This is a genomic window from Variovorax sp. OV084, from assembly GCF_900111625.1.
Lineage (GTDB): Bacteria > Pseudomonadota > Gammaproteobacteria > Burkholderiales > Burkholderiaceae_C > Variovorax.
Map to the genome: position 1 here is coordinate 505,394 of NZ_FOII01000001.1, position 13,658 is coordinate 519,051.

Sequence of the window (13,658 nt, forward strand, 5' to 3'; positions counted from 1 at the left end):
CTGGCCCCGTTTTCCATGGGGCGCCATCCGGCGGGCTGTGGCAGACCTCGCGATTTCGCATCGACCTCGCGCAGCCGCGCGTGATGGGCATCGTCAACGTCACGCCCGATTCGTTCTCGGACGGTGGTGCCCACGCTTCTACCCAGGCCGCGCTGCAGCACTGCGAGCAGTTGCTGAAAGAGGGCGCCGACATCCTCGACATCGGCGGCGAATCGACCCGCCCTGGCAGCCCCGCGGTGCCGCTCGACGCCGAACTGGCGCGTGTGCTGCCCGTGGTGCGCGAGGCGGTGAAGCTCAACGTGCCGATCTCCATCGACACCTACAAGCCGGAGGTGATGCGCGCGGTGCTCGACCTGGGCGCGGACATCGTCAACGACATCTGGGCGCTGCGCCAGCCGGGCGCGCGTGAAGCCGTTGCGGCACACCCTTCGTGCGGCGTCTGCCTGATGCATATGCACCGCGACCCGCAGACCATGCAGGCTGTGCCCATGGCGGGCGACGTGATCCCCGAGGTACTGTCTTTCCTCACGGCGCAGGTGCAACTTCTGCGCGCGCAGGGGGTCGACCATTCGCGCATCACGCTCGATCCCGGCGTGGGCTTCGGCAAGACGGTGGCGCAGAATTTCGCCTTGCTGGCACGCCAGCGCGAGCTGCTTGCCGCCGGCTATCCGCTGTTGCTGGGCTGGTCGCGCAAGTCGTCGATCGGCGCGGTCACCGGCATCGAGGCGGCGGGGGAGCGCATCGTGCCCAGCGTCGCTGCTGCCGTGCTGGCTGTGGACCGGGGCGCGGCTGTGGTGCGCGTGCATGACGTGCGCGACACGGTCGCTGCGCTCGCGGTATGGCGCGCCATGAAGGCGCAAGAGTCACAACAACAAACACAAGAGCAGACATCAACACCATGACTCGCAAATATTTCGGCACAGACGGCATCCGTGGCACTGTCGGCCAGGCGCCCATCACGCCAGACTTCGTACTGCGCCTAGCGCACGCCGTTGGCCGCGTGCTCAAGAAGACCCAGTCACGCCCTACGGTGCTGATCGGCAAGGACACGCGCATCTCGGGCTACATGCTCGAGTCGGCACTAGAGTCGGGCTTCAATTCGGCCGGTGTCGACGTGGTCCTGCTCGGCCCGCTGCCCACACCTGGCGTTGCGTACCTCACGCGCGCCCAGCGCGCGAGCCTCGGCGTGGTGATCAGTGCGAGCCACAACGCCTACCCCGACAACGGCATCAAGTTCTTCAGCGCGCAGGGCACCAAGCTCGACGACGCCTGGGAACTGGCCGTCGAAGCCGTACTGGAAGAAGCGCCGGTGTGGGTGGACTCCGCCAATCTTGGCAAGGCCCGCCGCCTCAACGACGCACCGGGCCGCTACATCGAGTTCTGCAAGAGCACCTTCGCCAACGACCTGACCCTGCGCGACATGAAGCTGGTGGTCGATGCGGCGCACGGCGCGGCCTACCAGGTGGCGCCCAACGTGTTCCACGAGTTGGGCGCGGAAGTGACCAGCATCGGTGTCTCGCCCGACGGGCTCAACATCAACAAGGGCTTCGGCGCCACGCATCCCGAGGCCCTGGTAGCCGCGGTGACGACGCAGCGGGCGGACTACGGCATTGCCCTCGACGGCGACGCCGACCGCCTTCAGCTGGTCGATGCCAGCGGGCGGCTCTTCAACGGCGACGAACTGCTCTACCTCATGGTGACAGAGCGCATCGCGCGCGGCGAGAAGCCGGTGGGCGTGGTCGGCACGCTCATGACCAACAAGGCCGTCGAAGTCGCGTTGCGCGGGCATGGCATCGAGTTCGTGCGCGCCAAGGTCGGCGACCGCTATGTGCTCGAAGAGCTCGACAAGCGCGGCTGGCTGCTGGGCGGCGAGGGCTCCGGCCACCTGCTGGCACTCGACCGCCACACCACGGGTGACGGCATCGTGAGCGCACTGCAGGTGCTGCAGGCCTGCGTGCGCAGCGGCAAGACCGTGGCGCAGCTGCTCGAAGGCGTCACGCTGTTCCCGCAGACGCTGATCAACGTGCGCCTCGCGCCCGACCAGGACTGGAAAGCCAACAAGGCGCTCGCAAGCGAAACGCAGCGCATCGAGGCCGAACTCGGCGACAGCGGCCGCGTGCTGATCCGTGCGAGCGGCACCGAGCCGCTGGTGCGAGTGATGGTCGAGGCGCGCGATGCGAAGCAGTCCGAGTCGTGTGCCAGGCGCCTCGCCGCCACGCTGGAGCCGGCGAAATGAGCATCGAAACCTTCGTGGTGGACTACCGCGACGCCGCGCAGGCTGCCGCTCTGGTGGACCTTCTCGATGCCTATGCCAGCGACCCGGCCGGCGGCGGCACACCGCTCGATGCCGATGTGCGCAAGAGCCTGCCCGCGGCACTGGCGGCACGTCCCCAGGCCTTCAGCGTGCTGGCCTACGACGGTGGGCAGCCCGTGGGCCTGGTCAACTGCATCGAGGGCTTCTCGACCTTCGCCTGCAAACCGCTGGTGAACGTGCACGACGTGGTCGTGCTGCCCAGCCACCGCGGGCAGCGCGTGGCGCAGAAGATGTTCGCGCAGGTGGAGCAGGAGGCGCGCAGGCGCGGTGCCTGCAAGCTCACGCTCGAGGTGCTGTCGGGCAACGCGCCCGCGCTGCGCGCCTACGAGCGGGAAGGGTTCATGGGCTATCAGCTCGATCCGGCGTTCGGGAGCGCCGTCTTCCTGCAGAAGAAGCTCTGAAAAGAAAAAGGGCCGAGACGAATTAATCGCCGTCGGCCCTCACCCCAGCCCTCTTCCCAAGGGGAGAGGGAGCAAGTCAAATCAGAAGCGCGTCACCGGCATTTCGGCGTCGGCCTTGTTCGGCGCGTACTTGCCCAGCTCCCACTTGGCGATCGCGTTGCGGTGCACTTCGTCCGGACCGTCTGCAAAGCGCAGCGTGCGCGCGCCGGCATAGGCTGCTGCCAGCGGAAAGTCGTCGCACATGCCGCCGCCGCCGTGGACCTGCATGGCCCAGTCGATCACCTGGCAGGCCATCGACGGTGCGACGACCTTGATCATCGCGATCTCGTTCTTGGCGACCTTGTTGCCAGCCACGTCCATCAGCCAGGCGGCCTTGAGCGTGAGCAGGCGGGCCATGTCGATCTTGCAGCGGGCTTCGGCGATGCGCTCCTGCGTCACGGTCTGCGAGGCCACGGTCTTGCCGAAGGCCACGCGCGACGAGGCGCGCTTGCACATCAGTTCGAGCGCGCGCTCGGCCAGGCCGATCAGGCGCATGCAGTGATGGATGCGTCCCGGGCCAAGGCGGCCTTGGGCGATTTCGAAGCCGCGGCCTTCGCCGAGCAGCATATTGCCGGCCGGTACGCGCACGTTCTCGAAGTACATCTCGACGTGGCCGTGCGGCGCGTCGTCGTAGCCCATCACGTTCAGCGGGCGCACGATGCGGATGCCCTTGGCATCGGCCGGCACCACGATCATGCTTTGCTGCGAGTGGCGGGGCGCGTCGGGGTCGCTCTTGCCCATGGTGATGAAGACCGCGCAGCGCGGATCGGCCGCGCCGGAAATCCACCACTTGTGGCCGTTGATCACGTACTCGTCGCCCTGGCGTTCGATGCGCGTGGAGATGTTGGTGGCGTCGCTCGATGCAACTTCGGGCTCGGTCATCGCGAAGGCCGAGCGGATCTGGCCTTCGAGCAGCGGCTTGAGCCAGCGTGCCTTGATCTCGTCCGAGCCGTAGCGCGCAATGGTCTCCATGTTGCCGGTGTCGGGCGCCGAGCAGTTGAAGGCTTCGCTTGCCCACGGCACTGCGCCCATGATTTCGGCCAGCGGGGCGTATTCCTGGTTGGTCAGGCCCGCGCCTTCATAGCCCGAGGCGGCGGCGCTGTCGACCGGCAGGAACAGGTTCCACAGGCCCTGGGCCTTGGCCTTGTCCTTCAGCTTCTCGACCGTCTTGAGGGCCGACCAGCGCTTGCCGGCCACCGTGTTGGCGGCCAGTTCGGCGTGGTACTCGGCTTCGGCCGGATAGATGTGGTCGTCCATGAACGCCTGGACGCGTTTCTGCAGGTCTTTGGTCTTGGCCGAGTATTCGAAATCCATCTTCGTCTCCTGGTGGGTGTGGGGCGGCTTATGCCTTTTGGGCAAACTGCCAGGCCATTTCGGCCATGGGGCGGGCGCCGCGGGCCGAGGCCACGGCTTGTTCGCTCGACGCGGTGCCGGCCTCGACCCGCTTGGCAATGCCTTGCAGGATCGCGGCCATGCGGAACAGGTTGTAGGCCTGGTAGAAGTTCCAGTCGGGCGCCAGCGCTTCGGGCGTGCTGATGCGGGTGCGTTCGCAATAGCGGCGGATGTATTCGCTCTCGGTGGGAATGCCCAGCGAGACGAGATCTACACCACCGATGCCGCGCCCCGTGCTGGGCGGCATGTGCCAGGACATGCAGTGGTAGCTGAAGTCGGCCAGCGGATGACCCAGCGTGGAGAGCTCCCAGTCGAGCACCGCGATGATGCGCGGCTCGGTGGCGTGGAACATCACGTTGTCGAGGCGGTAGTCGCCGTGGACGATCGACACCTTGCTTTCGTCGCGTGCGCTCGCCGGCATGTGGGCGGGCAGCCAGTCGATCAGCCGCTCCATGGCCTCGATGGGCTGCGAGAGCTCGCCGGCACCATCGGCCGAGGCCTTGTACTGCTTGCTCCAGCGGCCGATCTGGCGCTCGAAGTAGTTGCCGGGCTTGCCGTAGTCGGCCAGGCCGCGGGCGGCGAAGTCGACCGTGTGCAGCGCCGCGATCACGCGGTTCATCTCGTCGTAATAGGCCGCGCGCTCGGCGTTGCTGAAGCCGGGCAGCGACTGGTCCCACAACACGCGGCCCTGCATGAACTCCATGACGTAGAAGGCGCGGCCGATGATGGCCTCGTCTTCGCACAGGCAGTACATGCGGGGCACGGGCACGTCTGTGCCGGCCAGGCCGCTCATGACCTTGAATTCGCGCTCCACCGCATGGGCCGAGGGCAGCAGCTTGGCGACCGGGCCCGGCTTGGCGCGCATCACATAGCTCTGCGAGGGCGTGACGAGCTTGTAGGTCGGGTTCGACTGGCCGCCCTTGAACATCTCGACCGTCAGCGGGCCCTTGAAACCGTCGAGGTTCTTCTCGAGCCAGGCCGCGAGCGCATCGACATCGAAAGCGTGCTGTTGCGAGACGGCACGGGTGCCGATGAAGTTGGAGAAGTCCTGGCTCATGTCTGCTTTTTGGTTTGTCAGTGCTCTGCTTCGGAGACGCGCATCAAGGCTGCTCGGTCCAGAACCACAAGGCCGCCCGGCTCGATCCGGATGGTGCCCTCGCGCTCCATGGTCTTCAGTTCCTGGTTGACCCGCTGGCGCGACGCGCCCAGCAACTGCGCCAGTTCTTCCTGCGCCAGTTGCAGGCCGATACGCATCTGGCTGCCGTCTTCCAGGTTCGGCACGCCGTAGCTGCGCACGAGGTGAATGAGCTGCTTGGCCAGCCGTGCTCGCAGGGGCAGGGTGTTGAGGTCTTCCACCAGCCCGAACAGCGTGCGGATGCGGCGCGCCTGCAGCCGCATCAGCGCTTCGTACAGCTCCACGTGCGACGCCAGAATCTTCTGGAAGTCGGCGCGCGCCACGCACAGGATGGTGCTGTCGCCATGCGAGTAGGTGTCGTGCGTGCGCCGGTCCCCGTCGAACATCGCCACGTCGCCGAACCAGATGCCCGGCTCCACGTAGGTCAGCGTCACCTGCTTGCCCGAGACGGCCGTCGAACTCACGCGCACCGCGCCCTTGGCGCAGGCAATCCAGTGGTCGGGCGGGTCGCCGCGGGCAGCGATCAGGTCGCCGTCCTTGTAGCGTTTGACAAAGGCGCATCGGAGGATGTCGTGCCGTAGCGATGGAGAAAGAGAAGAAAACCAGCGACCACTGTTGATCGCTTCACGTTCTTCGATGGTAAGAATGGGGTCGTCCATTGGTCTGTCCTCTCGGCGACTGAAAAGCTGGGGGGTGTCACGGGAGCGACGCCGTTTGGCGTTACTCGTACTGCGGCGGCTTCTTCTCGAGGAACGCGGCGATGCCGATGCCCGCGTTCGCATGGTGCAGGTTGCGCACGAAGTGGTCGCGCTCCTGCGACAGCTGCGAAGCCAGCGTGGCGCCCCGTGCCTCGCTGAGCAGTTCCTTGATGCTGGCCAGCGAATTCGGCGCGCGCGCGTTGAGCTTGGCGGCCAGCGCCAGCGCACCCGCGAGCGCCTGGCCGTTTTCGGTGAGTTCGTTGACGAGGCCCAGCGCATGCAGGCGCGGCGCGCCGATGCGCTCGCCGTTCATCAGCCATTCGCTTGCCAGCTGGCGAGGCAGCTGCTGCCCCAGGTGCCAGCTCAGGCCGCCGTCGGGCGACAGCGCCACGTTGCTGTATGAGGCCGCGAACACGGCGTCGCGCGCCGCAACCACGAAGTCGCAGGCCAGCGCGAGCGAGAAGCCGGCGCCCGCGGCAGCACCTTCGACCGCCGCGATGATCGGCTTGGGAAAGGTGCGGATCGAATCGATCCAGTTGTGCAGGCCCTCGATGCTTTCGGCCTGCACCGAGCGGTCGAGCTGCCGGTTGGCCAGAAGCCGCTGCAGCGAGCCGCCGGCGCAGAACCATGAGCCTTCGCCCACGATGACGACGCTGCGGATCTCGGCGCTGTTCTCGGCGCCGTTGAGCGCCTCGATGCCCGCGGCGTAGATTTCGGGGCCCAGTGCATTGCGCTGGGTGGGGTTGGCGATCGTCAGCACCATGGTGCTGCCTTCGCTCGTGCTTTTTAGTTCGGCGGTCATGGCTTTTTATTCTTCTTCGTGCAGCAGGCTCAGGCCCAGCGCGCCGCGGCGGCGCAGCCACGGGCTCGGGCGATAGCGCGGGTCGCCGTAGACCGTCTGCAGGTTGAACAGCACTTCGAGCATGTTGGTCGGACCGTAGAGGTTGCCCATGGCGAGCGGCCCGCGCGGATAGCCGAGACCCAGCTGCACCGCGGTTTCGAGGTCGGCCGGCGTGCACACGCGCTGCTGGCACATGTCGGTGGCGATGTTGACGATGGTGCCGATCACGCGCTGCGTGACGAAGCCGCCGCTGTCGCGGATCACGCTCACGGCTTTGCCGTCGCGCGCGAAGAGGGCGTGCGCGGCGTCGCGGATGTCGCGGCGGGTGGCGGGGTTGGTGGCGAGCACGCGGCGCTTGGTGGCGGCGTCATCGATCAGCATGTCGATGCCGACGGTGCGCGTGGCGTCCAGGCGTTCGACCGCGGCGACCGTGGTCACGTCGAAGCCCAGCGGTGCGACCAGGATCAGCGAATGCGGCGCGGCCGTGGCGCCGCTGTCGATCTGCGCGCCCAGCGTGTTCACCAGGCGCAGCAACTCGGCGCGGCGTGCTGCGCGCGGCGACACCCAGACCGAGGGTGTGCCCTCGACCACCGGCGGCGGCGCCTCGGGCGTCTGCTGCATCACGCCATCGTTGTAGCGGTAGAAGCCCTCGTTGGTCTTGCGACCCAGCGCGCCGGCTGCCAGGCGCTGCGCGGTGATCACGCTCGGGCGGAAGCGCGGCTCCTCGAAGTACTGGTGGTAGATCGATTCCATCACCGGGTGCGACACGTCGAGCGCCGTCAGGTCCAGCAGCTCGAACGGGCCGAGGCGAAAGCCGGCCTGGTCCTTGAGGATGCGGTCGACCGTCACGAAGTCGGTCACGCCTTCGCCGACGATGCGCAGCGCCTCGGTGCCGTAGCCGCGGCCCGCGTGGTTGACGATGAAGCCGGGCGTGTCCTGCGCCTGCACGGCGCTGTGGCCCATCTGCACTGCGTAGTCGGCCAGTTGCTTGCAGACCTCGGGCGCGGTCTTGAAGCCAGCGACCACCTCGACCACCTTCATCAGCGGCACGGGGTTGAAGAAGTGGAAGCCCGCGATGCGCTCGGGCCGCTTGAGGCCGGCCGCGATGGCCGTCACCGAGAGCGAAGAAGTGTTGGTGACCAGCGTCGCGGTCTCGGCCACCACGCCTTCGAGTTCGCGGAACAGCTTGCGCTTGATTTCCAGGTCTTCGACCACGGCTTCGATCACCAGGTCGCAGCCTGCCAGTGCCTGGATGGAATCGACGGCCTTGACGCGCGCGATCTGGGTATCGCGCGTGGCGGCGTCGATCTTGTTCTTCTCGTGCAGCTTGTTCCATTGGGCGACGAGGGCTTCGCGGCCGCGTTCTGCGGCACCCGCGAAGCTGTCGAGCAGCAGCACTTCGCTGCCCGCCTGGGCGGCGATCTGCGCGATGCCGCGACCCATGGCGCCGGCGCCGATGACGCCGATTCGGGAGTAGTTCACTGTCATTTGCTGGAGATTTTCACTGGTTGGGTGGTTCCGGGCCTGCCGTGCAGGCGCCAATGTAGGTGTCGACGCAGGTGCCGAGCAGATGCTGCTGTCGAAGGCTTCGATTTTGCAGTCCCGCGCGGACGGGGCGTGACGGGTTTTACGCGGAGGCGTTTTCAGGCCGCGCGGCGGCTGCGGTCGATGGCCACGCTCAGCGAAATGGCGATCAGCACCAGGCCCAGGCCGGCCCAGCTCATCCAGGCGCCGGCGTCATTGGCGAGCAGCCAGCCGCCGAGCGCAGCGCCCACGGCCTGGCCGGTATAGATGCCGGAACTGTTGAGCGCCACCGAGCCAGGCGCGAGCGCGGGCGCCAGGCCCACCAGACGGGCCTGCTGGGCCGAATTGGTGGCGAAGCAACCCAGGCCCCAGGGAACGAGCACAACGGCCAGCCAGGCGAGCGTGGAGGCCAGTGGCCACACCAGAAGGCTCGAGGCGATCAGCACGGTCGTGATCAGCACCATGCGGCCGGCGCCCACGCGGTCGATGTACCGGCTGACCACCATGTTGCCGATCAGCCCGCAAACGCCGAACAGCGCCCACATCACGCTCAGCGTGGTGGCGTCGGCGCCGAAGCTCTGCTTGAGGATCGGCCCAAAATAGCTGAACAGCACGAACTGGCCGGCGCCCTGCAGCGCCGTGACCGACACGATGCCCATCAGCACTGGGCTGCGCAGCACACGCAACCATGCTTCGGCGGTCAGTGCGGCAGGGCGGATGCCGCTCGGCAAGGTGAGCCAGATCGATGTCGCGCTCGCGACACTGAGCGCTGCGATTGCCATGAATGCCATGCGCCAGCCCAGATGTCCACCGATCAGCGCGCCGATGGGCAGGCCCAGCACCGATGCCATCGACCAGCCGAGGAAGACGAAGGTGACGGCGCGTCCGCGATGCTCGGGCGGCACCAGCATGCCGGCGCAGGCCGCAGCCTGGGGCGTGAAGATGGCCGGCGCGATCACCGTGAGCATGCGCACCGGCAGCAGGGCACCGAAGCTCGGCATCAGCGCACAGAGAACGTGGCCGGCGGCGTACCAGAGCAGGGTGATGGCCAGCAGCTGCCGACGGTCCCAGCCCGCGACCGCGGCGGCCAGCAACGGAGCGCCGATGCACATCACCGCGGCGGCGGCAGTGATCAGTTGCCCCGCGGTGGCGACCGTGACCGAGAGCGATGCGCTGATTTCATTGAGCGTGCCGGGCACCACCATCACGCCCGTGCCGATCACGAAATTGCCAACGAGCAACGCCCAGAGCGCACCCTGTGGCGCTGGCCGCCTCACCGGCGGACCTGCAGCGCGCCGGGATTCACGATGTTCGTGGGGTTGCCGTTGATGTAGCTCACGACGTTGTCGAAGGCCTGCCCGAAATAGCTCTCGTAGCTTTCCTGCTCGACGTAGCCGATGTGCGGCGTGCAGATGCAGTTCTCGAGGCGCAGCAGCGCGTGGCCTTGCAACGGCGGTTCGCTCTCGAACACGTCGATGGCGGCCAGCCCGGGGCGGCCGCGGTTGAGTGCGGCGAGCAGGGCGTCGGCTTCGACCAGTTCGGCGCGCGAGGTGTTGACGAAAAGCGCCGTCGGCTTCATGCGCGAGAGGTCTTCCAGCGTGATGAGGCCGTTGGTTTCTTCGTTGAGCCGCAGATGCACCGACAGCACGTCTGCAGCGGCGAAGAACTCGTGGCGGTTCTGCGCGACCTGGAAGCCGTCGGAACGGGCCTTGGCGCAGCTGGCTTCACGGCCCCAGATCACGACCTGCATTCCGAAGGCCTGCCCATAGCGCGCGACCAGCTGGCCGATGCGGCCATAGCCCCAGATGCACAGCGTCTTGCCCTTGAGTACCGAGCCGAGCCCGAAGTTGGGCGGCATCGAGGCCGACTTGAGGCCTGACTGTTGCCAAGCACCGTGCTTGAGGTTGCTGATGTACTGGGGCAGCCGGCGCATGGCAGCCATGATGAGCGCCCAGGTGAGCTCCGCAGGCGCCTGCGGAGAGCCCGAGCCTTCCGCCACCGCCACGCCGCGCTCGGTGCAGGCTGCGACGTCGATATGCCCGGCGACGCGCCCGGTCTGCGAGATGAGCTTGAGCTTGGGTAGCTTCTCGATCAGCTGGCGCGAGATATGGGTGCGCTCGCGGATCAGCACGATCACGTCGGCATCCTTGAGGCGGACCGATAGTTGCCCGATGCCCTTCACCGTGTTGGTGTAGACCTTGGCCGCGTACGCGTCCAGCTTGGCGGCGCAGCGCAATTTGCGCACGGCGTCCTGGTAATCGTCGAGGATCACAATGTTCATGGCGTGCCATTGTGCCTCGCAGCATTGGAATGTCGTGCCCGTGAACGTTTGGATACCCGCCCCCACAGCCGCTCGCAGGGGTGTTCGGGCTCAATGCAGGCGTGTCGAGCGCGGGGCCGTGGCCATGGTTTCGGCGGTTTCGAGTGCTGCCAGCCGGTCGAGTTCGGCGCAGACGTCGGCCATGCGGCCAGAGATCACGACGCGGTTGCTGTGCTGCTGGCCCTTGCCGTCGACCACGCGGACCACGCGCAACGGGCGCGCCGGTGCTGTGGGCGTTGCAGTGCCGCTGGAGCGGGCAGTGCAGGCGGGGCGTACTGCCACATAGCGCAATCCGGCCGAGGTTTCAGCTGCGTCGAGGTGATCCCTGCGGTGAGGGCGGCGTGCCGGCATCAGGCGGTTGGCCAGCGATTGCAGCGGCATCCAGAAATCAGCGATGGCGAGGAGGGCGATTCCCATGTGAACTCCAAAAAAGTATGAGGTTGAACACAGGCAGGATTTCTTGAATCGGCCGCGACAGGGTGATGGCGACTCTTCGCCATACGCCCGCCACCTGTTGCTGCCGGATGGGGTGCTGCGGAAAGCAGGCCGTGAGGCCTACATCAGCATGGTGTTGCGGATGAGCCCCACTGCGAGGCCTTCGATTTCGAACGGCTCGCCGGGCTGGACGATGATGGTCGGGTAGTCGGGGTTCTCGGCGTGCAGCTCGATGACCTGCTTGTTGCGCTTCAGGCGCTTGACGGTCACTTCGTCACCCAGGCGCGCGACCACGATCTGGCCGTTGCGCGCTTCCTTGGTGGCTTGCACCGCGAGAAGGTCGCCATCCATGATGCCGGCGTCGCGCATCGACATGCCGCGCACCTTGAGCAGGTAGTCGGGCTGGCGCTGGAACAACGTGTTCTCGACGTAGTAGGTCTGGTCGACGTGCTCTTGCGCGAGGATGGGGGAGCCGGCTGCGACGCGACCGATGAGCGGCAACGCCAGTTGGGCCATGCCGGGCAGCGAGAGCGAGAACTGGCCGCCCTCGCGGTGGCGCGTTTCATTGAGAGAGCGCAGGGCGTCGCCCTTGAGGCGGATGCCGCGGGAGGTGCCGCTGACCAGCTCGATGACGCCCTTGCGGGCTAGTGCCTGCAGGTGCTCTTCGGCGGCGTTGGCCGACTTGAACCCGAGCTCATTGGCGATTTCGGCGCGCGTGGGTGGCGCACCGGTGCGTGCGATGGCGCTCTGGATGAGATCCAGGATCTGCTGCTGGCGGGCTGTAAGCTTCACGGCGAACTGCATATGTGGTTCCTTGCGGCACTGGCTAGATATCCAGTACCTGTATTTTTAACCAGTTTTTAAAAGTTGACAAGCCATGGTCAATTCCTCTTCGCCTGAAGTGCGCCGTCGTGTGGTGGTTTTGGGCACCGGCGGCACCATTGCCGGCCGGGCCGCCAGCAGCGGCGACAACATCGGCTACACCGCCGGGCAGGTGGGCGTGGCCGACCTGCTGGGCGGGATCGAGGCGCCCGAGGGCGTCGCTCTGGAGGCAGAGCAGGTGGCGCAGGTCGACAGCAAGGACATGTCGTTCGACATCTGGCAGCAGTTGGCCCGACGCTGTGCGCACTGGTTGGCGCAGGCCGACGTGGCGGGTGTGGTGATCACGCATGGCACCGACACGCTCGAAGAGACGGCGTTCTTCCTGCACTCGGTGCTGGCTCCGTCCAAGCCCGTGGTGCTCACCTGCGCGATGCGCCCGGCCACCGCACTGGCGCCCGATGGACCGCAGAACGTGCGCGACGCCATCAGCGTTGCCGCGACGGAAGGCGCACGGGGCGTGACCGTGGTGTGCGCCGGCGCAATCCACAGCGGCATCGACATCCAGAAAGTGCACACCTACCGACTCGATGCTTTTGCTTCAGGTGATGCGGGGCCGGTCGGCTACGTCGAGGAAGGAGAGGTACGCCGTGTCCGGGAGTGGCCTGAGGGATCGGCGTCGCAGGCGTCGAAGCTCTTCGAGGCGACCAGCGTGCAGTGGCCCCGCGTCGAGATCGTCATGAGCCATGCCGGCGCCAGCGGAGCTGTGATCGAAGCCCTGCTGCAGCACGGCGCTGCCGGGCCCGTGCGCGGGCTGGTGCTCGCCGCCACCGGCAACGGCACCCTGCACCATGCGTTGGAAGCGTCAGCGCTCAAGGCGCAGGACGCGGGCGTTGCGGTGGTTCGAGCTACTCGCTGCGCGAATGGACGCATCCTGCCGAAGGCCGGGGATCAGCTCCGCGATGCGGGTGCGCTGACGCCCGTGAAGGCGCGCATCGCGCTGATGCTGGAACTGCTGGGGTGAAAACAAAACCGCCCCATTGAAGGGGCGGTTTCGGAAATCAGATCAGGATCAGCTGCTCAGTGCAGCCAGCGCACGCTGCGTGATCTCGTCAACCGTGCCCACGCCCTTGATGGCACGGTACTTCGGCGCGGCGGCCGGGTCGGTCTTGGCCCAGGCGGAGTAGTAGTCGACCAGCGGGCGTGTCTGCTGGCTGTACACGTCGAGCCGCTTGCGTACGGTTTCTTCCTTGTCGTCTTCGCGCTGGATCAGGTCTTCACCGGTCACGTCGTCCTTGCCTTCCACCTTGGGCGGATTGAACTTGACGTGGTAGGTGCGGCCCGAGGCCGGGTGCGAGCGGCGGCCGCTCATGCGTTCGATGATGTCTCCGAAGGGCACGTCGATTTCGAGCACGTAGTCGAGCTTGACGCCGGCTGCCTTCATGGCGTCGGCCTGGGGGATGGTGCGCGGGAAACCGTCGAACAGGAAGCCGGCTGCGCAATCGGGCTGCGCAATGCGTTCCTTGACGAGATTGATGATCAGGTCGTCACTGACGAGGGCGCCTGCGTCCATGACGGCCTTGGCCTGTAGCCCGAGCGGCGTGCCGGCCTTGACGGCGGCGCGCAGCATGTCGCCGGTCGAAATCTGGGGGATGCTGTATTTCTGGCAAATGAAGGCCGCTTGCGTGCCTTTGCCCGCCCCGGGCGCGCCCAGCAAAATTAGTCTCATGGTGTCCTCGG

14 protein-coding genes are annotated in these 13,658 nt (G+C 66.8%); 4 read left to right on the forward strand and 10 right to left on the reverse strand.

What is annotated here, in order from left to right; genetic code table 11:
* Positions 1-83: 83 nt before the first annotated feature.
* The 3 genes from folP to BMW87_RS02510 are packed head-to-tail and all read left to right on the forward strand — an operon-like array spanning position 84 to position 2,715.
* On the forward strand, positions 84-902 hold the full coding sequence (gene folP / locus BMW87_RS02500; RefSeq protein WP_177192734.1) for a dihydropteroate synthase: 819 nt from the start codon (positions 84-86) through the stop codon (positions 900-902).
* The gene (glmM, locus tag BMW87_RS02505) at positions 899-2,236 is read left to right on the forward strand and encodes a phosphoglucosamine mutase (protein WP_093073895.1); all 1,338 of its coding nucleotides are present in this window, start codon (positions 899-901) and stop codon (positions 2,234-2,236) included. Before folP ends, glmM begins: the two co-directional genes overlap by 4 nt.
* Positions 2,233-2,715, forward strand: a complete 483-nt coding sequence (locus tag BMW87_RS02510) for a GNAT family N-acetyltransferase (protein ID WP_093073897.1) — start codon at positions 2,233-2,235, stop codon at positions 2,713-2,715. Before glmM ends, BMW87_RS02510 begins: the two co-directional genes overlap by 4 nt.
* 81 nt (positions 2,716-2,796) lie before the next feature.
* Here the strand turns inward: BMW87_RS02510 and BMW87_RS02515 are convergent, their stop codons facing one another.
* The 9 genes from BMW87_RS02515 to lexA all read right to left on the reverse strand — a co-directional run bounded on the left by BMW87_RS02515 (position 2,797) and on the right by lexA (position 11,903).
* On the reverse strand, positions 2,797-4,068 hold the full coding sequence (locus BMW87_RS02515) for an acyl-CoA dehydrogenase family protein (RefSeq protein WP_093056564.1): 1,272 nt from the start codon (positions 4,066-4,068) through the stop codon (positions 2,797-2,799).
* 28 nt (positions 4,069-4,096) lie between these two features.
* Positions 4,097-5,203, reverse strand: coding sequence for a phosphotransferase (locus BMW87_RS02520; RefSeq protein WP_093056565.1), 1,107 nt, complete (start codon positions 5,201-5,203; stop codon positions 4,097-4,099).
* Between the two features lie 17 nt (positions 5,204-5,220).
* A complete protein-coding gene (locus BMW87_RS02525; protein WP_093056566.1) occupies positions 5,221-5,940 on the reverse strand; it encodes a Crp/Fnr family transcriptional regulator in 720 nt (239 codons plus the stop codon).
* A 61-nt stretch (positions 5,941-6,001) separates the two neighbouring features.
* Positions 6,002-6,781 carry an oxepin-CoA hydrolase, alternative type gene (locus BMW87_RS02530; RefSeq protein WP_093056567.1) on the reverse strand — a complete coding sequence of 260 codons (780 nt, stop codon included), beginning with the start codon at positions 6,779-6,781 and terminating at the stop codon, positions 6,002-6,004.
* Positions 6,782-6,787: 6 nt separating this feature from the next.
* On the reverse strand, positions 6,788-8,308 hold the full coding sequence (locus tag BMW87_RS02535) for a 3-hydroxyacyl-CoA dehydrogenase (protein WP_093073899.1): 1,521 nt from the start codon (positions 8,306-8,308) through the stop codon (positions 6,788-6,790).
* A 155-nt stretch (positions 8,309-8,463) separates the two neighbouring features.
* The gene (locus tag BMW87_RS02540; protein WP_093073901.1) at positions 8,464-9,621 is read right to left on the reverse strand and encodes an MFS transporter; all 1,158 of its coding nucleotides are present in this window, start codon (positions 9,619-9,621) and stop codon (positions 8,464-8,466) included.
* Positions 9,618-10,625 carry a D-2-hydroxyacid dehydrogenase family protein gene (locus tag BMW87_RS02545; RefSeq protein ID WP_093056570.1) on the reverse strand — a complete coding sequence of 336 codons (1,008 nt, stop codon included), beginning with the start codon at positions 10,623-10,625 and terminating at the stop codon, positions 9,618-9,620. Before BMW87_RS02545 ends, BMW87_RS02540 begins: the two co-directional genes overlap by 4 nt.
* Positions 10,626-10,715: 90 nt before the next feature.
* Positions 10,716-11,081 carry a hypothetical protein gene (locus BMW87_RS02550; protein WP_093073903.1) on the reverse strand — a complete coding sequence of 122 codons (366 nt, stop codon included), beginning with the start codon at positions 11,079-11,081 and terminating at the stop codon, positions 10,716-10,718.
* Positions 11,082-11,219: 138 nt separating this feature from the next.
* Entirely contained in the window at positions 11,220-11,903 is a 684-nt protein-coding gene (gene lexA, locus BMW87_RS02555; RefSeq protein WP_013541704.1) for a transcriptional repressor LexA, read from the reverse strand.
* 73 nt (positions 11,904-11,976) lie between these two features.
* On the opposite strand from lexA, the gene BMW87_RS02560 reads away from it, so the two are divergent.
* The gene (locus tag BMW87_RS02560; RefSeq protein WP_093073905.1) at positions 11,977-12,942 is read left to right on the forward strand and encodes an asparaginase; all 966 of its coding nucleotides are present in this window, start codon (positions 11,977-11,979) and stop codon (positions 12,940-12,942) included.
* 48 nt (positions 12,943-12,990) lie between these two features.
* On the opposite strand, the gene adk is transcribed toward BMW87_RS02560, so the two are convergent.
* Positions 12,991-13,647 carry an adenylate kinase gene (gene adk, locus BMW87_RS02565; protein WP_093056573.1) on the reverse strand — a complete coding sequence of 219 codons (657 nt, stop codon included), beginning with the start codon at positions 13,645-13,647 and terminating at the stop codon, positions 12,991-12,993.
* Positions 13,648-13,658: the final 11 nt, after the last annotated feature.

Bases quoted from the DNA above. Each gene is read 5' to 3' on its own strand.
- folP (WP_177192734.1), top strand. From the start codon at position 84: ATGGGCATCGTCAACGTCACGCCCGATTCGTTCTCGGACGGTGGTGCC.
- BMW87_RS02520 (WP_093056565.1), bottom strand. From the start codon at position 5,203: ATGAGCCAGGACTTCTCCAACTTCATCGGCACCCGTGCCGTCTCGCAA.
- lexA (WP_013541704.1), bottom strand. From the start codon at position 11,903: ATGCAGTTCGCCGTGAAGCTTACAGCCCGCCAGCAGCAGATCCTGGAT.
- BMW87_RS02525 (WP_093056566.1), bottom strand. From the start codon at position 5,940: ATGGACGACCCCATTCTTACCATCGAAGAACGTGAAGCGATCAACAGT.
- BMW87_RS02535 (WP_093073899.1), bottom strand. From the start codon at position 8,308: ATGACAGTGAACTACTCCCGAATCGGCGTCATCGGCGCCGGCGCCATG.
- BMW87_RS02510 (WP_093073897.1), top strand. From the start codon at position 2,233: ATGAGCATCGAAACCTTCGTGGTGGACTACCGCGACGCCGCGCAGGCT.
- adk (WP_093056573.1), bottom strand. From the start codon at position 13,647: ATGAGACTAATTTTGCTGGGCGCGCCCGGGGCGGGCAAAGGCACGCAA.
- BMW87_RS02515 (WP_093056564.1), bottom strand. From the start codon at position 4,068: ATGGATTTCGAATACTCGGCCAAGACCAAAGACCTGCAGAAACGCGTC.
- BMW87_RS02560 (WP_093073905.1), top strand. From the start codon at position 11,977: ATGGTCAATTCCTCTTCGCCTGAAGTGCGCCGTCGTGTGGTGGTTTTG.
- BMW87_RS02530 (WP_093056567.1), bottom strand. From the start codon at position 6,781: ATGACCGCCGAACTAAAAAGCACGAGCGAAGGCAGCACCATGGTGCTG.
- glmM (WP_093073895.1), top strand. From the start codon at position 899: ATGACTCGCAAATATTTCGGCACAGACGGCATCCGTGGCACTGTCGGC.
- BMW87_RS02550 (WP_093073903.1), bottom strand. From the start codon at position 11,081: ATGGGAATCGCCCTCCTCGCCATCGCTGATTTCTGGATGCCGCTGCAA.
- BMW87_RS02545 (WP_093056570.1), bottom strand. From the start codon at position 10,625: ATGAACATTGTGATCCTCGACGATTACCAGGACGCCGTGCGCAAATTG.